Below are 23,448 nucleotides of genomic sequence, written 5' to 3'. Positions count from 1 at the left end.
TTATAGCGAAGTACTCGATATCAATTGTATCTGTCGTTAAACACGCTTCTAAAAAGTGAAACGACAGGTATTAATGACAAGGAACATCGAACAATGTCAGTAAAAACCGGAACATCAAAAACACTGTATGAAAAAGTCTACGATGCCCACGTCGCGGTAGCTGCAGAAGGTGAAAACCCAATACTGTACATTGACCGCCACTTGGTGCACGAAGTGACATCGCCGCAAGCCTTTGATGGTTTGCGTGAGAAAGGCCGTAAGGTTCGCCAAATAGGTAAGACCTTCGCCACCATGGATCACAACGTTTCAACCCAAACCAAAGATATTAATGCATCGGGTGAAATGGCACGTATTCAAATGGAAACCCTAGCAAAAAACTGTGAAGAGTTTGGCGTCACCCTATATGACCTAAACCATAAATATCAGGGTATTGTGCATGTAATGGGGCCAGAGCTTGGCATCACTTTACCGGGTATGACCATTGTTTGTGGTGATTCACACACTGCCACTCATGGTGCATTTGGTTCGTTGGCATTCGGTATTGGTACCTCAGAAGTCGAACATGTACTTGCAACGCAAACACTGAAGCAAGCACGTGCAAAAACCATGAAAATCGAAGTGGTTGGTAAAGTTGCAAAAGGCATTACCGCTAAAGATATCGTACTAGCAATCATTGGCAAAACAACAGCTGCAGGCGGAACAGGTTATGTGGTTGAATTCTGTGGTGAAGCCATTACCGATCTAACGATGGAAGGCCGTATGACCGTCTGTAATATGGCGATCGAGTTAGGTGCTAAAGCTGGCCTTATTGCCCCAGACCAAACGACTTACGACTACATTAAAGATCGTAAATTCTCGCCGACAGATGCAAATTTTGACGCTGCCGTCGAATACTGGAACACGCTGAAAACCGATGATGGCGCCACGTTTGATGCCGTTGTTACACTAGACGCTAAAAGCATCAAACCGCAAGTCACTTGGGGCACAAACCCAGGTCAAGTTATTGCTATTGATGAATTAATTCCTGGCCCTGATAACTTCAGCGAGCAAGTTGATAAAACATCAGCTGAAAAAGCACTGGCCTATATGGGGTTAGAAGCAGGCAAGAAATTATCTGATTTCGATATTGATAAAGTCTTTATCGGCTCTTGCACCAACTCGCGTATCGAAGACATGCGTGCAGCCGCTGCGATTGCCAAAGGGCGTAAAGTTGCAGCAAATGTTCAGGCATTGGTTGTTCCAGGATCTGAGCAAGTAAAAGCACAAGCTGAAAAAGAAGGATTAGATAAGATCTTCATTGAGGCGGGTTTTGAATGGCGCCTACCGGGTTGTTCAATGTGTCTAGCGATGAATAATGACCGCTTAGGGCCTAAAGAGCGCTGTGCTTCAACAAGTAACCGTAACTTCGAAGGTCGTCAAGGTCGTGATGGTCGTACTCACTTAGTCAGCCCTGCGATGGCAGCAGCAGCAGCATGTGCTGGTCACTTTGTTGATATTCGCGATTTAGATAGCACAACGGCTTAATCAGGAAGGAACGAACAATGACAGGTTTTAAACAACACACAGGGTTAGTGGTTCCACTTGATACCGCCAATATTGATACTGATGCCATCATTCCTAAGCAGTTTCTGCAGAAAGTGACACGTACAGGCTTTGGTCAGCACCTTTTCAATGACTGGCGTTTCCTTGACGATGCTGGACAACAAAAAAACCCCGACTTCATAATGAATGCACCCCGCTATCAAGGTGCGAGTATTTTGCTGGCACGTGAAAACTTCGGTTGTGGCTCATCGCGTGAACACGCACCGTGGGCACTGGCTGATTACGGCATTCAGGTGATGATAGCACCAAGCTTTGCAGACATTTTTTACGGCAACTCAATCAATAATCAAATGGTTCCGGTTCGTCTAACCGATCAAGAAGTTGATGAGCTGTTCCAATATGTTGAAGCTAACGAAGGTGCCAAGATCACCGTTGATCTTGAAACGATGCAAGTCACGGCAAATGATAAAACTTATTCATTTGAGATCGATGAATTCCGTCGTCACTGTCTATTAAATGGGTTAGATAACATTGGCTTAACGCTACAACATGCAGACAAGATTGCAGATTATGAAGCGAAAATTCCTGCATTTTTGGTTTAACCATTTTGCTCGAAATACACTAAGCTAATTTCTATAATGAAAAATGAATAACAAAAAAGCACTTCTTAATCGAAGTGCTTTTTTTATACTTCACATTTTTATGCAATATAATCTTCTTATACAAGGTCTTATCAATAACTACTCGACGATGTTTATTAAAAAGAGAACGACAATGCGCTCACTTATTTCTATCGCCTTATTACTGTTTTCAACCCTGACTTTAGCAGCCCCCAAAGCTGAATTATGGGCATATTGGCAACCCAGTAATAACGCTAATTCAGCTCAAATCTCTCATGCTCATTGGCAACAGATATTAGATAAATACTTAATTACTGAGGCTAAACAAACTCTGTTTCGCTACAATGCTGTTACTACAGATGACAAAGACAACCTTGACCTATACCTGCGCGATCTTGCCAGAATCGATCCTCGCCAATACAGTAAAAATGAACAATTTGCCTATTGGGTGAATTTATACAACGCCCTTACTGTACAACTGATCCTTGATAATTATCCGGTAAAATCCATCACTAAACTCGGTGGGTTCTTTAGCTTTGGTCCGTGGGATGACACGTTAATCACCATTGCTAGTCAGCAATTAACTCTCAATGACATTGAACATCGGATTTTACGCCCGATTTGGCGTGATCCTCGCATTCATTACGCGGTGAATTGTGCCAGCTTTGGCTGCCCAAACTTATTAAATACCGCGTTTAATGGGCAAAATAAAAATGCCCTGCTCGAACAAGCAGCGACTGATTTCATTAATAGCAGCAAAGGCGTGAGTATTACAGGAAACCAAGTACGCCTTTCATCAATATATGATTGGTTTAACAGCGACTTTGGTAATCAATCTGAATTACAAACGCATTTAAACCAATATCGAAAAGGACACGACATCCAATTAAATTCGGTAAGTTATGGTTATGATTGGTCACTTAACCAAGCGAAATAAACAAGAAAATAACGATATAACCTAGCAAAGTAATCCAGAAAAATCGTACGATTAAACATCCATTTATCGCACTTTCACACTCATGTAGACGGTGCGATCTCATCATTCCGATGCAATCTACTAGCAACTGCTTACTTGCACGATTACAATAACAACCGTTCTCATTGGGGAGCCCGTATTTATACAGATGCACGTAGCAACTAGAGTACAGGCTGAGATTGCACCGCAGAACCCACAGAACCTGAACCAGGTCATGCTGGCGTAGGAATTGAGAAAAGAAGGTCGCTTCACTTTTTTAGTGCGTGTTTTATGGCTTATCGTATTAAGCATAAAATACACACTTAAAATAATCATACGTAAGAGCATGATGCTCATACCTTCTCATACCTACGCGCATTTGAAATATTTCCCCTCGCAGGATGCAAGGGCATCAGGAGCGTATCTTGAAAAAATCACTACCACTATTATCTCTAGCGTTAATCGCAATGCCAGCGTTAGCAAATGACAACACCCTAACGGTATACACCTACAGCTCATTTGCATCTGATTGGGGCCCAGGGCCTACGATCAAAAAAGCATTTGAAGCCCAATGCGACTGTACTATCGATTTTGTCGCACTGGATGATGGTGTTTCAATATTAAATCGCGTACGTCTGGAAGGTAAGAACACCAAGGCAGATGTGTTATTAGGCTTAGATAATAACTTAATGGCCGAGGCTAAAAAGACAGGGTTATTGGCTGAACATAACATCGATACCAGTAAGGTGAATCTGCCTAATGGCTGGACAGATAAAACATTTGTGCCTTATGACTATGGCTACTTTGCATTTGTCTACGATTCTGAAAAGCTAGCGAATCCACCCAAAAGCTTAGCTGAATTAGTAAAGCGGGATGATATTAGTGTGATCTACCAAGATCCTCGCACCTCGACACCCGGCCAAGGTTTGATGTTATGGATGAAATCAGTATACGGTGATAAAGCCCCAGCAGCATGGCAACAGCTGGCAAAAAATACCGTAACAGTCACCAAAGGTTGGTCTGAAGCATATAATATGTTTCTTAAAGGTGAATCTGACATGGTGCTGTCTTACACCACCTCACCGGCTTACCACATCATTGCAGAAAAAGACGCGAAATATAAAGCGGCTAATTTTAGCGAGGGTCATTATATGCAAGTGGAAGTCGCGGCTAAGCTAAAAGCGACAAACAATCCGAAACTTGCCGATCAATTTATGGCATTCATTTTGAGTGATGATTTTCAATCAGCCATGCCAACGGGTAACTGGATGTACCCCGTTACCAAGCAAGCACTGCCAGATGGTTTCAATCAATTAACCGTGCCAGCACAAGCACTTGAGTTCAATGCAGATGAAGTTGCAGCACAGCGTCGCTCGTGGATCCGTGAATGGCAGCAAGCATTAACCCAATGATGAATAACCGTTTTAGCACCACACTTCCCGGCGTATTCAGCGCCGGGTTGATTCTTCTGTTGGTGATCAGTGCTATTGCAGCATTGATCAGCCAAGCATCCGAGTTGAACCCTTTTCTTATTTGGCAGGATCCTTATCTTCGACATGTCACTGTATTCAGTTTTACTCAGGCATTTCTCTCTACAGTATTAAGCCTGATCCCTGCCATACCCATTGCTTATGCCTTATCACGTCGCCAATTTGTTGGGCGTAACTTGTTGCTCCGTTTATTTGCGATGACCTTAGTTCTTCCCGTATTGGTAGCAGTCTTTGGCTTGCTCGCCATTTACGGGAAAAGTGGCTTACTGGCTGAACTTTTTGGTTTAATCGACCAACCACTTCCTTTTAGTATTTATGGCTTAAACGGTATTTTACTTGCACATGTTTTCTTAAATTTACCGCTAGCAACCCGTTTATTATTACAAAGCCTTGAAGGAATACCGGCCGAACAACATAAACTTGCCGCCCATTTAGGCTTAACAGGTTGGAATAAATTCCGTTTCATTGCTTGGCCGCGTTTACGTCAGCAAATGCCCCATGTAATAGGCTTAGTGTTCATGCTGTGCTTTACCAGCTTCGCCGTTATTATGTCGCTGGGTGGTGGGCCCAAAGCCACCACCATTGAGCTCGCCATTTATCAAGCATTACGCTACGACTTTGATTTAGCCGCTGGCGCTATTCTTGCCATCTGGCAAATGTTGATTTGCTGTAGCTTAGTCTTGTTTACTCAACGCTTTACTAAACCCCTTTCGACTCTGTCAGGCTCAATAGAACAATCGCCACAAAATTACACCGATAGTAAACATGAAAAAATCTGGGATGGCTTCTGGATTAGCTGCATTTTATTGTTGGTGATCCCGCCTCTTTTGGCCGTTATTGGGGCTGGCTTAAATAGCCAACTACTTCAACAATTAAGCCAGCCAGCATTGTGGCAAGCTGTGACTAATTCATTAAAAATTGCCATGCTGGCGTGTTTTTTCGCAACCTCTGCGGGTATCGCTATTTTATTAGCCAGCCGACATTGGCGAATCCAACAACAAAAATTTAAAGCTGATGGTATAGAGTTGCTCGGCACTATGATTTTAGTCACACCCAGTCTGGTGTTGAGTACGGGAATATTTCTTTTGCTACGCCAATATACCGATGTCTTTGCGACAGCATTCTGGGTAGTAGTTACAGTGAATGCGTTGATGGCACTACCCTATGTGATTAAAACCTTAAGCCAACCCATGCTGCACGTTGCTCAACAATATAATCCTTTATGCCACAGCCTTGGGATGAGCGGTCTATCACGCCTGAAGTTGGTCGAATGGAGAGCCTTGCGTAAACCCATCGCGCAGACACTAGCCATTGGTTTTGTTTTATCATTAGGTGATTTAGGGGCAATCGCTTTGTTTGGTAGCCAAGATTTCCAAACGTTGCCCTTGTATTTATTTCAGCTACTGGGTAGTTATCAAATGGACGCTGCGGCTGTTGCTGCTTTGCTATTACTACTGCTGAGCTTAGGATTATTTAGCCTCGTCGAACACGTATTGATAAGCAGCCCTAAAGCACAGAACTCTCACCGTAATCCGTTTAAAAGCACTAAATCAGGACATCGATAAGTGAATACGACCATGATACAGCTCGATCAACTAAATCATTGCTATACCCATCAGGGGAATGGCTCTCACAATGAATCATTATTGATGTCTTTCGATCTTATCGCCAATAAAGGCGATATCATCGCGTTAATCGGCCCAAGTGGCTCAGGTAAAAGTTCATTGCTTGCTATGATTGCAGGTTTTCTTAAACCAGATAGCGGTGAACTGCACCTCAATGGCGATCTCATCACCACACAAGCACCAGCCGAACGTCCGTTATCGATGTTATTTCAAGAACATAATTTATTCCCACACTTAACAGTATTTGAAAATATTGGTCTTGGTATTCATCCTGGATTAAAGCTATCACGCCAAGAGAAAGAGAATATTGTGGTGGCAGCCTCAAGAGTCGGGGTGAATAAGTACCTTGTTCGCCTACCAGAACAACTTTCTGGCGGTCAAAAGCAACGTGTCGCATTAGCGCGTTGTTTAATTCGTCAGCGCCCGTTGTTATTACTGGATGAACCTTTTTCGGCGTTAGATCCCGCGTTGAGAAAAGAAATGCTGGAGTTAGTCAAGCATATTGCACAAGAACAAAAAATCACTGTCTTAATGATCACTCATAGCCCAGAAGATGCGCTAAAAATATCCAATAAATGTGCTTTTATTCATAATGGCCAAATACGTGTGTTTGGCTCAACCCAACAAGTGCTGGGTGAGCCAAAAGATGAAGCTTTAACGCAATATTTAGGATGTTAAATAAAAAACGTTGAGAACATTAAAGATTTTCTTCCGCAAATTCAGCAAGGCGACTGCGGACGACCCCATTAAGGTAGATATTGGCACTACCTTCAAAATTCTTAAAGCGTTCAACAATATAAGTAAGACCCGAGGTGACGGGTGAAAGATAACTGGAGTCGATCTGCGCTAAATTCCCCGAGCAGACCAACTTGGTGCCTTCACCACATCGGGTGATGATGGTTTTAATTTGAGAGGCCGTTAAATTCTGGCATTCATCCAGCAATACAAACGCATTCTGAATAGAACGACCACGCATGAAGTTTATCGATTTGAACTGAATATTGGCTTTATCAAAAATATATTTCATTGAGCCATCAGTACACACATCGTTTTTATGCAATGCTTCCATAGTATCGGTTACCGCCGCTAACCATGGCATCATTTTTTCTTCTTCTGTTCCAGGCAAGAAACCAATCGATTCGGCGATTTCAGGCGTATTACGTGTAACAATTATCTTGTCATACATGCCTTTTTCAATGACCTGTTCAAGCGCGGCCGCCATCGCCAAGATGGTTTTACCACAGCCCGCCGGACCAGTAAGGATCACTAAATCAATATCGGGATCTAACATCGCATCAAGCGCCATACCTTGATACACATTTTTAGGGTGAAGACCCCATGCTTGACGATGCATCAACCGATCATGACCAATATCTTTAACGGTAACGCTATCATCATCAATACTTTGAATTCGACCAGTGAAATCACCACCATCATCTAATAAGTATTGATTAATAAACGGCGTTTCAAATAGGCTTCTCGGTAACGTATGTACCGTTGAACGTCCTCTATTTTCAGAATGGCACTCTGCAACACCTTCCCAAAAAGGCCCTTCAAAGCGATGAAAACCTTTCGTCAGTAACTTAATATCATCAATTAACTGATCGGAACGATAATCATCCACATAACACACACCCGCACCTTTGGCACGTAAGCGCATGTTTATGTCTTTCGTTACGAGCACAACATCACGAGGGGCATGCTGCTCCTGTAAATATAAAACACCATTAAGAATACGGTTATCGCCCGCTTTATCAGAAAAAGCCTGAACCGTTTGTTTTATTTCATAATCAGCAAATATCGCAACCGTGCCTTTTTTGCCTACTTGGTTAGTGAATGGAATACCGGCCGATATTTGTTCTGGGGTTGCGTCGTGGAAAATATCTTCTAATGCCCGAATGGCAACACGAGCATCACGAGAAACATCTCGCTTACTGTCTTTGATGCGGTCTAACTCTTCCAGCACTGTCATTGGAATGACAACATCGTGTTCTTGAAATGAATAAATAGCGAGAGGTTCGTGAAGTAGAATATTCGTATCTAGTACAAAGATTTTCCGTTCATAATCGTCCATAAGCACCTCCTTGGTAACAGTCTGATAGCAATCAAATTACTATCACTCTTAAAGCGTAAGTCAAAATGACTATTGTTAATAATCTAAATTTTGTAGTTACTATTAAAGACCGGAGATTTTAAATAAATGTGACAATAAAAACTGTAAGGCGGATTGATCACTTTCACCGTGACCTTAATCACATCATGCAGTACCATTACTTCCCTTTTTTACCGTGGCGGATTCTGGCTTACACTTAATACCAGTGTAGACCAAAAAAAAATCCGTGCCGGGTTACACATTCTCCTGTATATCAGATAATTAGAAGGCTTTTACTACTATGCCATTTACTTTGGGCCAACGTTGGATCAGTGATACTGAAAGTGATTTAGGTTTAGGTACCGTTGTTGCTGAAGATAAGCGAACAGTTTCCATAATGTTCTCCGCCTGTGAAGAGAGCCGCCTGTATGCACGAAGTGATGCTCCAGTTACCCGTGTAATGTTTAATGTTGGTGATGTAGTTGAAAGCCATGACGGCTGGTCACTAGAGGTAAAAATCGTCGAAGAAAATGGCGGCCTTTTTACTTATATTGGAACACGTACGGACACTGATGAAGAAAACGTAAAGTTACGTGAAATCTTCCTAAGTCACCAAATCCGCTTTAACAAACCACAAGATAAATTATTTGCGGGTCAAATCGATCGTATGGATCGTTTTGCCTTACGCTACCGCGCTCTTACCAATCAATATGAACAACATAAGAGCCCATTACGTGGCCTGTGTGGTATGCGTGCAGGTTTAATTCCTCACCAGTTATTCATCGCGCATGAAGTGGGTCGACGTTACGCACCTCGTGTATTACTCGCTGATGAAGTAGGTTTAGGTAAAACGATTGAAGCCGGTATGATCATCCACCAGCAAGTGCTTGCGGGGCGTGCTGAACGCATTCTGATTGTTGTGCCTGAAACACTTCAACATCAATGGCTTGTAGAAATGATGCGTCGTTTCAACTTACACTTCTCTATTTTTGATGAAGAACGTTGCGTCGAGTCACTTGCTGATGCAACTAACCCATTTGAGACTGCTCAATACGTATTATGTTCGTTAGATTTCTTGCGTAAAAGTCGCCGTCGTTTCGAACAAGCACAAGATGCCGATTGGGATTTATTAGTTGTCGATGAAGCACACCATTTAGAGTGGAGTGAAGATAAGCCAAGCCGCCAGTACCAAGTAGTTGAAGCATTAGCGGAAGCAACACCCGGCGTCTTACTGCTAACGGCAACACCAGAACAACTCGGTCGTGAAAGCCACTTTGCTCGTTTACGTTTACTCGATCCTGACCGTTTTTATGATTACGAAACCTTTGTTGAAGAAGAGCGCCAATACGCCCCTGTGGCAGAAGCCGTCACTCGTTTACTTTCTGGTGAGAAAATCGATGATGACGCCAGAAAAACGTTAATCGATTTACTGTCAGAACAAGATATTGAGCCAAAGCTTCGTCTTATCGAATCTAGCGATGTTGATGATGAACACGCGCAAACCGTGCGTCATGAGTTAATTGATAGTTTGATGGATCGCCATGGTACAGGTCGCGTATTGTTCCGAAATACACGTGCTGCGATTAAAGGGTTCCCTGAACGTCATCTCAACATGTACCCGTTAGAACTGCCTTCGCAATATAAAACGGCGATGCGTGTTTCTAGCATGATGTCAGGCTCTACATCGACAGAACAAAAAGCCATTAAACTGCTTTACCCTGAAGATATTTATCAAGAATTCGAAGGTGAGTCAGCAACATGGTGGAACTTTGACCCGCGTGTAAACTGGTTGCTGGATATGCTAAAAGCAAACCGTAACGAGAAGGTTCTCGTGATTTGTTCTCGCGCACAAACAGCCTTAACCCTAGAGCAAGCATTACGTGAGCGTGAAGGTATTCGTGCGACAGTGTTCCATGAAGGCATGTCGATTATAGAACGTGACAAAGCAGCAGCTTACTTCGCACAAGAAGATGACGGTGCTCAGGTCTTATTGTGTTCTGAGATCGGCTCTGAAGGACGTAACTTCCAATTCGCAAATCAGCTAGTAATGTTTGATTTACCGAATAACCCTGACTTACTTGAACAGCGTATTGGCCGCCTTGACCGTATTGGTCAGCAGCGTGATATTGAAATTCATGTGCCGCACCTAGAAGGTACGTCTCAAGCTTTGCTAGCGCACTGGTACAACGAAGGGTTAAACTCTTTTGAAGAAACTTGTCCTACTGGCCGTGCTGTCTATGAAGCCGTCAGTGACGATCTAATAGCGCTATTAGCATGTGAAAAACATGAACCTGCAGATCTAGAAAACTTGATTGAAAAAAGTGCAGCAATGCACTTGGAGTTGAAATCGAAACTAGACCAAGGTCGTGACCGTCTGTTAGAGATCCACTCAAACGGTGGTGATGCTGCCAATGAGCTCGTGACGAAAATATCATCAAAAGATGGCGATACCAACCTTGTTGCTTTCTCTCTGGGTTTATTTGATACCATTGGTTTGAATCAAGATGATAAAGGTGAAAACGCCATTGTCGTGACCCCTTCTGAGCACATGATGGTAGCAAGCTACCCAGGCTTACCTTATGACGGTTGTACTATCACCTTTGATCGTGAAACAGCGCTATCACGTGAAGACTTGCACTTCATTAGCTGGGAACACCCAATGATTCAAGGTGGTATTGATTTACTGCTATCTGAAGGCGTTGGTGCTACAGCCGTCTCGTTATTGAAAAATAAAGCATTGCCTGCCGGAACGTTACTGCTCGAAATGGTTTACGTGGTTGATGCACAAGCACCAAGATCATCAGGAATTGGTCGATTCTTACCGAAAACACCAATCCGAATTTTGCTGGATGCGAAAGGTAGCAACCTCTCAAACAAAGTCGCATTTGAAGGTTTCAACCGCCAGTTAAGCCCGGTAAATCGTCACCTTGCAAGCAAGCTTGTTAATTCAGTACAGAAAGATATTCACGTTTTAATTGCTCAAGCAGAGCAAGAAGTCGCCAAAGAATTGGTGACCGTTCGCGAATCTGCACAGGCTGAAATGGAAAATAGCCTACAAGCTGAATTAAACCGTCTTCAGGCATTAAAAGCGGTGAACCCTAATATTCGAGATGATGAATTAGAGCTAATTGAAAGCCAAATTCAAGATCTCACGGGTTACATTGGTAAAGCACAAATACAACTGGATTCATTACGTCTCATTGTTGTTAGCCATAACTAATGCAACCCTTTTAATCTAGGTTCAAAAGCCGTGTACCAGTCTATTCTGACGCGGCTTTTGTATTTAATTACCTCTATTTTTCAGAGTAAATAATGAAACCGTTACCGCATTTAGACTACCACCCACCCACTGTTCCTTGGTTAGATATTCTTCATCATGATGAAGACATTATCATGCTAAATAAACCGTCAGGCTTGCTATCCAATCCTGGTCGGAATCCAGAACACTACGACAGTGTGTATAGCCGAGTTTTACGTGATTACCCAGAAGCACACATTGTCCATCGCCTTGATATGTCGACTTCGGGTTTGATTATGTTGGCGGTAAACAAAGATGCTGAACGTCATTTGCATGCACAGTTTCGCGAACGTGCTACCCAAAAAGTCTACTATGCCCGCATATGGGGACATCCTGACCAAGACACGGGGACGGTTGATTTACCCTTGATTTGTGATTGGCCGAATAGACCTAAACAAAAAGTTTGTTACGAAGATGGAAAACCATCAGTAACGCATTACGAAGTAGTTGCTCGTGAAGCGCAGACCACACTAGTTCGTTTACACCCTATCACTGGTCGCTCACACCAGCTTCGTGTACATATGCAAGCTTTAGGTCATCCTATAATTGGTGATGAGTTTTATGCCAATGACGAGGCAAATGCGATTGCCGACCGTCTTCATTTACATGCCGCCGAAATAGCTTTTACACACCCTGGCACCAAAGAACCCATTCACTTTTTTGCACCCTGTGAGTTATTTCCTGATGTGCCGATGAAAACCATCGAATTCCTCTCAGCAGATCAAGAAAAATAATATCAAGCCTTGAGAGTTCATCCAGATTTGGTCTTAATATGAATTATTCACCATTCATTACGATCAAATCGGATTTGCTCCCATGAAAAACCATTCATCCATTGAACAACCGTCAGTCTCTGAAACACCCCTCACTCAAGAAATAGTCTTTCTCGATCGTGCGACCATCCCCAAGCATATTCAACTACCATCGCCTAATTTCCCTCATGAATGGCAAGAATTTGCGACAACAAAACCCGACCAAGTCATTCAACGCCTGCAACATGCGACTATCGCGATCGCTAATAAAGTCATTCTTGATGCCGATGTATTGAGCCAATTACCTCAACTGAAAATGATCGCGATCTCTGCAACAGGTACAAACAATGTCGATTTAGCGTACTGCCACCAGCACAACATTACAGTGGCAAACATTCGAGGGTACGCAACAGATTCAGTGCCAGAGCATGTGATCGCCATGATGTTCGCCTTAAAAAGAAACCTGATGGGGTATCACCAAGATATCCAAGCAGGTGTTTGGCAACAGAAGAAGCAATTTTGCTTTTTTACCCACCCTATTTCTGATATTTCGGGATCTACGCTAGGAATCATTGGTAATGGAGGCTTAGGACAAGCTGTAGCAAAGCTAGCTAAAGCGTTAGGTATGGATGTGCTGTACGCGGAGCATAAAGACAAAGAAACCTGTAGAGACGGCTACAGGCCTTTTAATGAAGTCATAGCTCATGCAGATGTCGTGACTTTACATTGCCCATTAAGTGAACACACTCAAAACCTGATCGGCTGCAATGAATTCAATCGTATGAAAACCAATAGTATTTTGATTAACGCAGGTCGTGGTGGATTAGTCGATGAAGGTGCATTAGTGGATGCATTAAAGAATGGTGATATTGCGGGGGCTGGAGTCGATGTATTTACCCAAGAGCCTGCAGATATGAGCAATCCTTTAATTGCCAACGCAGATTTACCCAACCTTATTCTAACCCCGCATGTCGCTTGGGGTTCAGACTCTGCCATTCAAACACTAGCCAATCAATTAATTGACAATATGAATGCCTACGTCGCAGGCAAACCCAAAAATCTTGTCTAGCTTTTACGCTTAGAGCGTTCGATAGCCGAAAAAACGAGAGCCTTGGCTCTCGTTTTTTTAGGTTACATTCAATAGCAACCATACGATTGATTCGCTACGCTGTTGATTACAGTGTATTACTTAAAGCCTTTCTCTTTACGGATCATATCGTAAGCCGCTTGAAGCTCTTGCGCTTTTTGATTAGCGATTTCCATCATTTCTGGTGGTAACCCTTTAGCTGCAAGCTTATCAGGATGATGTTCATTCATTTGTTTACGGTAGGCACGTTTTACTTCTTGTGACGTTGCACTTTCCGTTACACCCAGTATTTCATAGGCATCAGCTAATTGATCACGGGTTGGGGCTTGGCTAAACCCACCACCATGCTGCTGGTTAAACCCACCTTGCTGAAAACGAAATGCCGCTTCTTGCATGTGTAAACGCTGGTCTAACTGGCGTTCAGAGAAACCTAAACTACGCGCAATAACATGTAATAGCTGGCGTTCATTCTGGTGCAACGAGCCATCAGCAAATGCCGCTTGAATTTGCAACTCTAAGAAGAACTGCAGTAAATCGGCTCGCCCTGCACAATTTTGACGGACCTTTGCTAAAGTTTCCTCTAGAGGGAACGCATCTTCTTTGCCTTCACGAAATGCATTTTGCGCCTGACGACGAGCTTCTCCATGCAAATTCATCCGATCCATAATGGCACTGGCAACACGAATTTCTTCTTCTGTTACGTGTCCTTTGGCTTTTGCCATATGACCCATAACAGCAAAGCCAGCATAAAAGAATTCGGCTTGACGTTCCTCACTGTTCGCTCGGTTGGTGCCGAAACCACCAAAGCTGCCGCCACGATAAACATTTCTTCGTGCCTTATCGAACTTATGCCCTAAAAACAGACCTAATAGCAATCCAAATGGACCACCAAGAAGGAAACCAAAAAATGCGCCTAGAATTTTACCCCACACCTGCATTCTATACTCTCTGGTAATTTATTAAATTTATTCAAGGTTTACTCGACACTGTGGCTTGAAAAGATGCCGTCGAGATAAATTTGCATTATGATAGCTGTCATTTATCGGGAATGCTTGTAAAAAGCGCAACCAAATAGCTATGCGCCATAAACTGAGACAGGAATGTTAACCAGATGTCATTAACCTCCCGCAGCTTACTAGCCACCATGATCAGTCTCGCGCTGTATGGTCCGGCTATGGCAAATGAAAATAATAAATTAAGCGAAGATGTCAATGATGAGCTTGCTCTAACCAGTGACAACGTGGATGAGATCGAGTTGGTGCGTGGTGTTTGTATTGCGCCTCAAGATCGCTCAACCGATCCCAACAATGACCCCATAAAAGTCACTGCCGATCACGCTGAAGCTCTCGACAAAACAAAAGTCACCTACACGGGTGATGTCGTTGTACAGCAAGGAAACCGTACCATTGCGGCCGATCAGGCATCTCTTCGCCAGCCTGAAAATATTGTAGTCGCTGAAGGCAACGTCTATTTTCATGACGGTACGCTAGAAGTCGATTCTGACCGCTTACAAAGCGATCTCGACACCGAAGATTCCGAAATGGATCACGCGGTATATAACCTAACCTGTGAACCTGGCCGTGGTGAAGCACGAAGAATCACCAAAACACACGCTCAAGGCACACAGTTTTATCGCATGAAAGATGGGACTTATACCACTTGCCCTACTGAAGATAAAAGTTGGCGCTTCTCTGCGACCACATTGGAGCGAGAAGGCGATTCACCTTTTGCCGATCTTTATAATGCCCGTTTTGAAGTACTTGATGTGCCCGTTTTCTATTTACCGTACCTTCGCGTACCGGTCGGTAAAGAGCGTTTAACAGGGTTCTTATACCCGTCTGTCAGTTATGGCTCTCGTGATGGTTTCGAGTTTGAAACCCCATTTTATTGGAATATCGCCCCAAATTACGATTTAACCTTAACGCCAAAGTACATGAGTAATCGTGGGCTGCAGCTTAATACTGATTTCCGCTATCTAACGGAATTTGGTCAAGGCTCATTAAAAGGCGAATATCTAGCCAGCGATAAAGCCGCTGATGATAACGACTCTCGCTGGGCATTTAACTACTCGCATAATGGTACGTACAAAAGCCATTGGTTATTTGAGGTTGATTACAGTAAAACCAGTGATTTCGACTATTTTACTGATATTGATTCTAGTATCGGTAACCGTGAAGACAACAACTTATTACAAACCGCTGAAGTGTCTTATCGTGAACAATATTGGGATTCAACCCTACGGGTACGAGACTTCCAACCGCTGACCGAAACCGGCCAAGGTTCACAATACCGTTTAATGCCGCAGCTCGAGTTTAACTATTACCGCCCTAACTTGCCTTACGAATTAGATTTTTCGATGGCGAGCAGCATCAGTAGTTTTGCCAACGATGCTACGAATAAACCAGACGCGACCCGTGTTCATCTTGAACCGACATTAACTTTACCGTTCGCAACACCTTGGTGGTCGTTAACCTCGGAAGCAAAGTTACTTTATACTTATTACAATCAAGATCTTAAAAGCTATTCTCGTGACGGGTTAGAAGAAACAGTATCACGTACCATTCCTACGGCGCGTATTCACAGTGGCTTATACCTGGAACGTGATACATCGATCTGGGGACAGGATTACACCCAAAGTTTAGAGCCTCAAATTCAATACCTTTATGTGCAAGATAAAGACCAAACTGGAATTTACAACCCAGTTAATGATGACGGTGGTGGTTACGACAGCACCCGTTTACAACAAGACTACTATGGCCTGTTCAGTGATAAAACCTACAGCAGCGTCGATTACGTTGCTCCTGCGAATCAATTCACTGTCGGTGCATCAACGCGCTATTTTGATGGTAACTTTAAGGAACGATTTACCCTTTCCTTAGGTCAGATATTCTATATCGATAAACCAACAGTGGATGACGAAGTAGAAAGTTATTCAGCCACAGCCCTTGAAACGGAATTTAATTATGCCGACTGGCTCTTCTTGAAAGGCTCTATGCAATATGATGCCAGCGATAAAGAAGTACAAATAGCCAACGGGGCGATTGAGTACCGAGAAAATGGGGTGTATATCCAGCCCAACTACCGCTATGTATCGAGTAGCTATTTGGATAAATACGTCACCAACCCCAACTCCGTTAATGATAGCGGTGAGCAAGATGGTATATCTCAGTTGGGGCTTTCGACCGGGTTCCCATTACACGGTGGGATCAGCGTACGTGCTGATTACTTCCATGATTTGAATGTAAACAAAATGGTCGAAGGTCAAGTCGGCCTAACATACCGTTCAGCTTGTTGGTTAATTGGTTTGACCTACAACAAGTATGCCTCAAGCTCGTTAGGTTCAAGTAATACCGAGTATGACAATAACGTATCACTCACCTTCAGCCTGCTTGGTTTACAAGGTGCGAAGCCATTTGGTGCATCAAGTGATACGGGTAATGCGATGTCGTACGGCAATTCATTCTCTTTAAATAATTAATTCAATTACGAACTGATTCGTAATTGCAAAAATAGATGGAACGTAGATGAAAAAGTGGAAATCTTCTTTGCTAGGTATAGCAATCTGGAGCTTGGCTGCAAGCAGCATGGCTGCCCCCAAGGAACTTGATAAAGTCGTAACACTCGTCAATGACAGTGTGATCTTACAAAGTGATGTCAATGCGATGCTGCAAACGGTACGCATCAATGCAGCAGAGCAGAATCAACCGCTACCCGATAATGCTTTATTGACTGAACAGGTAATGGAAAAGCTAATCATTGAAACACTGCAACTACAGCAAGCAGAGCAATTTGGTATTCGTATTGACGATACTCGACTTGATCAAGCCATTGCTGAAGTTGCCAAAGAACGTAAGCTAACTATTCCTCAACTTCAGCAAGAGCTAGAGAAAAGTGGAATATCTTACTCTATCTTTCGCGAGCAAATGCGTCGTGATATGACCGCAAGTGAAGCACGTACTATTCAGGTGCGTCGTCGTATCAATATTTTACCGCAAGAAGTTGAAATGCTGGCTGAACAACTCAACAAACAAACATTACAAACCGTTCAATTCAATATTAGTCATATCCAATTACGAGTTGAAGAAGGGGCAACAAAAGAGCAGCGTGAAGAAACTCAACAACAAGCACAACAAATTGTTGATGAATTGAAAAATGGCGCCGACTTCGCAAACCTCGCTTACAGCTACTCTAAAGGGCCAAAAGCACTACAAGGTGGTGAATGGGGCTGGATGCGTCAGGAAGAAATGCCAACAATTTTTGCTGACCAAATTAAATCAAATGGCAAAGGCGCGATTATTGGTCCATTCCGCAGCGGTGTGGGTTATCACATTATTAAAGTAAATGATGTAAAAGGATTAGAAACGGTTTCTGTTACTGAAATTAATGCACGTCATATTCTAATCAAAACGTCGGTTATTTTAAGTGATGAAGGGGCAAAACGTCAGTTAGAAAAAGTCCGCCAAGACATCTTAGCGGGTCGACAGACTTTTGCTGATGAAGCTCAAAAATTAAGTTCAGATCCAGGCTCTGCTGCGAATGGTGGCGAACTAGGTTGGCAAACACCTGACCTATACGTACCTGAGTTTAAAGATAAAATTGAAACACTACCAAAAGATACAATAAGCGAACCATTCAAAACGGTTCATGGTTGGCACATCGTGGAAGTACTTGATCGCCGTAATGTCGACCGCACCGATGCAGCAATGAAAAATCGCGCTTATCGCATTCTCTTTAGCCGTAAATTTAATGAAGAAGCGCAAGCATGGTTACAAGAATTACGTGCAGGTGCTTACATCGAACAACTAGGAACGAATGATGACCAAGGTTAAACGCATTGTTATTACCCCTGGCGAACCTGCTGGAATTGGTCCAGATTTAATCATCGCATTAGTCCAACATGCTTGGTCACACGAGCTTGTTATTTGTGCTAACGCTCAGCTTATGGTAGAACGTGCAGCCCAATTGGGATTACCGTTAGAAGTGAAGCACTACGATGCCACACTTCCAGCGCAGCCACATCAGGCTGGTACTTTGATTGTAGCTAATCACGAATTAAACGCACCCGTTATTACTGGTGAGTTAAATGAACAAAATGGTCACTACGTACTGCAGACATTAGAGCATGCCGCACAAGGTTGTTTAAGTGGTGAATTTGCAGCACTAGTAACAGGGCCTGTTCATAAAGGTGTGATTAACCGCGCAGGGGTATCTTTTAGTGGTCACACTGAATTTTTCGCTCAACAAGCGAATACTGCGCAAGTTGTTATGATGTTGGCAACCGAAGGATTACGCGTCGCATTAGTGACGACACATATTCCTTTGGCGTACGTATCTCAAGCGGTAACTGAAGATCGTTTACAACAAGTAATCCGAATTTTGCATGCCGATTTAGTCAGTAAGTTTGGGATCGAGAATCCAAAAATTTACGTTTGTGGCTTAAATCCACATGCGGGTGAAGATGGATGTTTAGGGCGGGAAGAAATCGAAGTGATTACTCCGGCTCTCGATAAACTTCGTCAACAAGAAGGCATGAATCTAGTAGGTCCATTACCTGCAGATACAATCTTCAATGAAAAATATTTAGCCGATGCAGATACTGTATTAGCTATGTATCACGATCAAGGGCTACCAGTGCTGAAATATAAAGGCTTTGGTAAAGCGGTCAACATTACGCTAGGTCTGCCCTTCATCAGAACGTCAGTAGATCATGGTACCGCACTGGAACTCGCAGGTACTGGACAGGCGGATATCGGTAGCCTTTGGACAGCGCTATCGCACGCCCTCGAATTGGTAGAAAAACAAGCATGAGCAGCGATCAAGTCCACCTAGGTCACCGCGCCCGTAAGCGCTTTGGCCAGAATTTTTTGAATGACCCATACATCATTGACGGTATTGTTTCGTCGATCAACCCGCTACCAGGCCAAAATCTGGTAGAAATTGGCCCAGGCCTTGGTGCTATTACTGAACCTGTTGGTAGGCTTGTAGATAAGTTCTCAGTTATTGAGCTCGATCGCGACCTTGCTAAGCGTTTACGTCATCATCCTGATTTGGCTGATAAGTTAACGATTTATGAAGGCGATGCAATGCGCTTCGACTTCACGCAACTTATTAAACCAAATAATAAATTGCGTATTTTTGGTAATTTACCTTACAACATCTCAACACCGTTGATGTTCCACCTTTTCACTTTCCACGAACATGTGGAAGATATGCACTTTATGTTGCAAAAAGAAGTGGTGAACCGTCTGGCTGCGGGTCCTGGCTGTAAAGCCTATGGACGCTTAACGGTAATGGCGCAGTACTACAGCCGAGTAACACCGGTATTAGAAGTACCGCCAGAATCATTTACACCAGCACCAAAAGTGGATTCTGCCGTTGTTCGTTTAACGCCATATGAAGTATTACCACACCCATGTACTAACCTTAAGTGGCTAGACCGTGTTTGTCGTGAAGGCTTTAACCAGCGTCGTAAAACGATTCGTAACTGCTACAAAGCATTATTAACCGTTGAACAATTAGAAAACTTAGGAGTAAATCCTGGGCTACGTCCAGAAAATATTACTCTTCAGCAGTTTGTTGCGATGGCAAACTGGTTAGATGCGAACCACCAAAACGCATAAAACGACGAGGGAAAGTATCATGCACTCAGCGATACATTTTACAATTCCTCGACTCTACGCTATTTAGCTCAGTTATCTGTATTCACAGATACTGATCTAAATAGCTATGAGATAAATCGTTACCTCCGCCAGAAGAAAGGAAGCATTATTTTGAGCGCGAATTCCCCCCCAACAATAAAATGCAACGTCGTTACTCACTATATTGAGGAACAGTCTGAACCTGACAATCAGCGTTATGTTTTCTCATATACCATCACGATTAGAAATCTAGGTAAGGGTACCGCCAAGTTATTAAGTCGTTATTGGCTAATAACCGATGCGAACGGCAAGCGACTCGTGATTGAAGGTGAAGGTGTGGTTGGTGACCAACCAGAGATAAAGATGAACGAAGAATATACTTATACCAGCGGTACGATCATTGAAACGCCACTTGGTGTAATGCAAGGTCACTACGTCATGGGTACTGAAGATGGCGAAACCTTTAATGCAGAAGTATCTCCGTTTAGGTTAGCAATACCCAATATTCTCCATTAAGGAATTGTATGGCAACCTACCTTGTCGGTGATATTCAAGGTTGTTTAGACGATCTTATTTATCTTCTTGAAAAAGCTAAATTTAACCCTAAACATGATGAACTGTGGTTGGCTGGCGATCTTGTTGCGAGAGGGCCAAAGTCGCTAGAAACATTACGTTTTGTGAAAAATTTAGATCGCTCCGCTACCATTGTTTTAGGCAATCATGACCTGCATTTATTAGCGACAGCTAATGGTATTACCAAGCCTAAGAAGAAAGATAAAATTCAAGCTATTTTAGACGCGCCAGACTCAGTAGAGTTGCTAGAATGGCTGCGGAAACAGCCCCTTTTTGCTAACCACCCAACATTACCTTTTGCCATGTCACATGCGGGGATTCCACCTCAATGGAACTTATCGCAAACGCAACAGTACGCCCGTGAGGTCGAAGTTTGCTTACAGTCAGATGATTACCTATGGCTGCTAAAAAATATGTATGGCAGTGGTCCCGATTTTTGGTCCAACGAACTCATTGGTATTGAGCGATACCGTTTTACGATTAATGCCCTTACTCGGATGCGTTTTTGCTACCCTGATGGGCGATTAGATATGGCATGTAAGTTATCCCCTAACGATCCAGACGTGGGCGAACTTGTGCCTTGGTTTTATCTTCCACGTCACCAAGCATTAAATAAAAAAATAATCTTTGGTCATTGGGCTGCATTATGTGGTCATGAAGATGAGAAAGTCATTGGGCTCGATACGGGGTGTGTCTGGGGAAATAGCATGACATTGTTACGTTGGGAAGATAATGCACGCTTTGAAAAAGCGTGCCCAGTTCATGCGGGTTAATTCATGAAATAAACCTATAATCCAATGAGATAGTCAGCTGTCAGTTTCATATAAATAACACTGACAGCTAATCGCTTAAGTAAGCTAAATGTGACGTTCTAAAATCACAAATTGCATATCATGCGCATTCTTTTCATCAGCAGAATAGTGCTCAGTATGACTTTTAATCCAACCTTCTCCCCAATCTGGGAAGCAGGTATCACCATCAACATCAAGATCGATAAACGTTAAATAAAGACGATCAGCGCTTGGTAAGCACGCCTCATAAATACTGCCACCACCAATGATCATTAACTCTTCAATATCGCCCGCAACACGCTTTGCCGCTTCGATATCAGCAACAACTGTAATACCTTCGGCACTAAACGCAGGATTACGACTAATAACAATATTCAAACGACCAGGTAAAGGGCGACCAATTGATTCAAACGTTTTCCGCCCCATCACAATTGGCTTACCCAAGGTAGATTTCTTAAACCATGCAAAATCTGCTGGTAAATGCCATGGCATCGCATTATCTTTACCAATAACTCGATCTTTGGCCATAGCTGCGATCATACTGATCTTCACTTCATACCTCCTTAAGTAACACCATAGATAATTTATACCACTGACCGGCGACGATAAAACAATAGCCCTGGCATTGCCAGCCCAATAGCTAAAGCAGCTACAATAAATACAGCCTTCAGAACATTTTCTATCATCAAGCCCCATAATTCGACACTGTAGCCACTATGATTAATTTCAACCAATGCGATCATCGCTTTAAACGCAAACACGCCGGGTACCATAGGAATCATTGCTGCAACAGTAAAGACTTTAGGGTGGGCAAGAAAACGATGTGACCAATGCACACCAATCATACCGACTAACGTTGCTGCACCTAAGGTTGCCCATTCAATCGGTACACCCCAGTGCAATAATACAAAGCGGCAGCCATGGCCTAACGCCCCACCAATAGCACAATACTTTAAAGCTTTTTGAGGTACATTAAATACCAGCGCAAAACCAACGGCTGGGATCATAGAGAAAAACATATCGTTAAGTAATGCCATAAAAAAATCAAGATTGATCATGACAACCACCCCCATACACCGAGTACATTCATCGCAGCAACAATCCCCATACTGGTCGATAATGTTAACAAGCTAGCTAAAGTCCAACGTGCTATACCCATATTCGAATATCCCTTCACCATATCAGAAATGGCATTAATTAAAGGGAAGCCAGGAACGAGCATTAATACAGATGATGCCATCGCCAAAAAGGGGGTTTCACCAATTTGGTATACTTGACCTAAGCCCGAAATCAAGGTCGTGACAAAGGCTGTAACACCAAAATTAACAAGCGGATTGAAGTGACAATGGGCAATTTCTTGTCGCACAAACATCCCTACAGAAGAAGCAATAAACGTCAGAATAAATACTGGCCAATCACCACCCGCTAACCGGCTAAACGCAGCACAAGACAAGCCTATCATTACAATAACCAGAAAACGGTTATATCGCAGAGGTTTGATCTTTTCTAAACGATGATGCACGCTGTATATATCTAATAACCCTCGTTCAGCCATAATGCAAACTCGCTGGATATCGGTCACGACTTGCATATTTATCCCACGATCTTGGCAGCGACGTGTCGTGGTAATACAACGTCCGTGATTCAGAGTCGTGATGACCATAGAGCTTGCAGACAGCGACACCTCAACACTCTCAACGCCCAAGGCTACACCTAAGCGACAGGTTACATCAGTGACTAGCGTGCTTTCAGCACCGTGCTGGAGCAGCTTCTGTCCTGCAGCTACAGCCAACCGTGATACTTCTCTTTGTTCAGGCTCTGATAACCGCCTCAATCCCGTTGTCATGCTATTCCCTTAGTTCATTCATTACAGCAGCTATAATGACTCATCAATCATATTCTACTTAAAGTACCATTAAGAATAATTATCAGACAAATCGATTATTGCCTTGTTGATTAGACACAAAAAAACCGCTCATAAGAGC

General features: G+C 43.1%; 20 protein-coding genes and 1 riboswitch. Of the genes, 15 read left to right on the top strand and 5 right to left on the bottom strand.

Annotated features, from left to right (window positions below; genetic code table 11):
* Positions 1–93: 93 nt before the first annotated feature.
* From leuC to thiQ, 6 genes are all read left to right on the top strand, one after another.
* Entirely contained in the window at positions 94–1,524 is a 1,431-nt protein-coding gene (gene leuC, locus C9J47_RS22225; protein WP_107255459.1) for a 3-isopropylmalate dehydratase large subunit, read from the top strand.
* Positions 1,525–1,541: 17 nt separating this feature from the next.
* Complete coding sequence (gene leuD / locus C9J47_RS22220; protein WP_107255458.1) at positions 1,542–2,144, top strand: 3-isopropylmalate dehydratase small subunit; 603 nt, start codon at positions 1,542–1,544, stop codon at positions 2,142–2,144.
* A 172-nt stretch (positions 2,145–2,316) separates the two neighbouring features.
* Positions 2,317–3,099 (top strand): DUF547 domain-containing protein, encoded by a 783-nt coding sequence (locus C9J47_RS22215; RefSeq protein ID WP_107255457.1) that lies wholly within the window; start codon positions 2,317–2,319, stop codon positions 3,097–3,099.
* 155 nt (positions 3,100–3,254) lie between these two features.
* Positions 3,255–3,384: riboswitch (TPP riboswitch) on the top strand.
* Between the two features lie 200 nt (positions 3,385–3,584).
* Positions 3,585–4,529 (top strand): thiamine ABC transporter substrate binding subunit, encoded by a 945-nt coding sequence (gene thiB, locus C9J47_RS22210; protein ID WP_425440614.1) that lies wholly within the window; start codon positions 3,585–3,587, stop codon positions 4,527–4,529.
* A complete protein-coding gene (gene thiP / locus C9J47_RS22205; protein ID WP_107255535.1) occupies positions 4,529–6,172 on the top strand; it encodes a thiamine/thiamine pyrophosphate ABC transporter permease ThiP in 1,644 nt (547 codons plus the stop codon). The genes thiB and thiP overlap by 1 nt, the downstream gene beginning before the upstream one ends.
* 12 nt (positions 6,173–6,184) lie before the next feature.
* Positions 6,185–6,910, top strand: a complete 726-nt coding sequence (thiQ, locus tag C9J47_RS22200) for a thiamine ABC transporter ATP-binding protein (RefSeq protein ID WP_211321786.1) — start codon at positions 6,185–6,187, stop codon at positions 6,908–6,910.
* Between the two features lie 19 nt (positions 6,911–6,929).
* Here thiQ and C9J47_RS22195 read toward each other — a convergent pair whose 3' ends face one another.
* Complete coding sequence (locus C9J47_RS22195) at positions 6,930–8,306, bottom strand: PhoH family protein (protein WP_107255454.1); 1,377 nt, start codon at positions 8,304–8,306, stop codon at positions 6,930–6,932.
* A gap of 319 nt (positions 8,307–8,625) precedes the next feature.
* On the opposite strand from C9J47_RS22195, the gene rapA reads away from it, so the two are divergent.
* The 3 genes from rapA to C9J47_RS22180 all read left to right on the top strand — a co-directional run bounded on the left by rapA (position 8,626) and on the right by C9J47_RS22180 (position 13,443).
* Complete coding sequence (rapA, locus tag C9J47_RS22190; protein WP_107255453.1) at positions 8,626–11,544, top strand: RNA polymerase-associated protein RapA; 2,919 nt, start codon at positions 8,626–8,628, stop codon at positions 11,542–11,544.
* 92 nt (positions 11,545–11,636) lie between these two features.
* Entirely contained in the window at positions 11,637–12,356 is a 720-nt protein-coding gene (gene rluA / locus C9J47_RS22185; RefSeq protein WP_107255452.1) for a bifunctional tRNA pseudouridine(32) synthase/23S rRNA pseudouridine(746) synthase RluA, read from the top strand.
* 82 nt (positions 12,357–12,438) lie between these two features.
* Entirely contained in the window at positions 12,439–13,443 is a 1,005-nt protein-coding gene (locus tag C9J47_RS22180) for a D-2-hydroxyacid dehydrogenase (RefSeq protein WP_107255451.1), read from the top strand.
* A gap of 116 nt (positions 13,444–13,559) precedes the next feature.
* Here the strand turns inward: C9J47_RS22180 and djlA are convergent, their stop codons facing one another.
* On the bottom strand, positions 13,560–14,399 hold the full coding sequence (djlA, locus tag C9J47_RS22175) for a co-chaperone DjlA (protein WP_107255450.1): 840 nt from the start codon (positions 14,397–14,399) through the stop codon (positions 13,560–13,562).
* Positions 14,400–14,572: 173 nt separating this feature from the next.
* Between djlA and lptD the strand changes: the two genes are divergently transcribed.
* The 6 genes from lptD (at position 14,573) to C9J47_RS22145 (ending at position 21,445) form a co-directional block, all read left to right on the top strand.
* Entirely contained in the window at positions 14,573–16,939 is a 2,367-nt protein-coding gene (lptD, locus tag C9J47_RS22170) for an LPS assembly protein LptD (RefSeq protein ID WP_107255449.1), read from the top strand.
* Between the two features lie 46 nt (positions 16,940–16,985).
* Entirely contained in the window at positions 16,986–18,290 is a 1,305-nt protein-coding gene (surA, locus tag C9J47_RS22165; protein WP_107255448.1) for a peptidylprolyl isomerase SurA, read from the top strand.
* Positions 18,277–19,269, top strand: coding sequence for a 4-hydroxythreonine-4-phosphate dehydrogenase PdxA (gene pdxA, locus C9J47_RS22160; protein WP_107255447.1), 993 nt, complete (start codon positions 18,277–18,279; stop codon positions 19,267–19,269). Before surA ends, pdxA begins: the two co-directional genes overlap by 14 nt.
* Positions 19,266–20,081 (top strand): 16S rRNA (adenine(1518)-N(6)/adenine(1519)-N(6))-dimethyltransferase RsmA, encoded by an 816-nt coding sequence (rsmA, locus tag C9J47_RS22155; protein WP_107255446.1) that lies wholly within the window; start codon positions 19,266–19,268, stop codon positions 20,079–20,081. The genes pdxA and rsmA overlap by 4 nt, the downstream gene beginning before the upstream one ends.
* A 150-nt stretch (positions 20,082–20,231) precedes the next feature.
* Complete coding sequence (gene apaG, locus C9J47_RS22150) at positions 20,232–20,615, top strand: Co2+/Mg2+ efflux protein ApaG (protein WP_107255445.1); 384 nt, start codon at positions 20,232–20,234, stop codon at positions 20,613–20,615.
* Positions 20,616–20,623: 8 nt separating this feature from the next.
* A complete protein-coding gene (locus C9J47_RS22145; RefSeq protein ID WP_107255444.1) occupies positions 20,624–21,445 on the top strand; it encodes a symmetrical bis(5'-nucleosyl)-tetraphosphatase in 822 nt (273 codons plus the stop codon).
* Between the two features lie 84 nt (positions 21,446–21,529).
* Here the strand turns inward: C9J47_RS22145 and folA are convergent, their stop codons facing one another.
* Genes folA through C9J47_RS22130 form a run of 3 tightly spaced genes read right to left on the bottom strand, consistent with a single transcriptional unit; the run spans position 21,530 to position 23,309 of the window.
* Entirely contained in the window at positions 21,530–22,015 is a 486-nt protein-coding gene (gene folA, locus C9J47_RS22140; RefSeq protein WP_107255443.1) for a type 3 dihydrofolate reductase, read from the bottom strand.
* A gap of 32 nt (positions 22,016–22,047) precedes the next feature.
* Positions 22,048–22,521 carry a threonine/serine exporter family protein gene (locus tag C9J47_RS22135; protein WP_006228388.1) on the bottom strand — a complete coding sequence of 158 codons (474 nt, stop codon included), beginning with the start codon at positions 22,519–22,521 and terminating at the stop codon, positions 22,048–22,050.
* Entirely contained in the window at positions 22,518–23,309 is a 792-nt protein-coding gene (locus C9J47_RS22130; protein ID WP_107255442.1) for a threonine/serine exporter family protein, read from the bottom strand. Before C9J47_RS22130 ends, C9J47_RS22135 begins: the two co-directional genes overlap by 4 nt.
* Positions 23,310–23,448: the final 139 nt, after the last annotated feature.

The sequence above is a fragment of the Photobacterium indicum genome (assembly GCF_003026215.1).
Lineage (GTDB): Bacteria > Pseudomonadota > Gammaproteobacteria > Enterobacterales > Vibrionaceae > Photobacterium > Photobacterium indicum.
The sequence above is the reverse complement of the archived record's forward strand: the minus strand, read 5'-3'. Positions and strand labels throughout refer to the sequence as shown.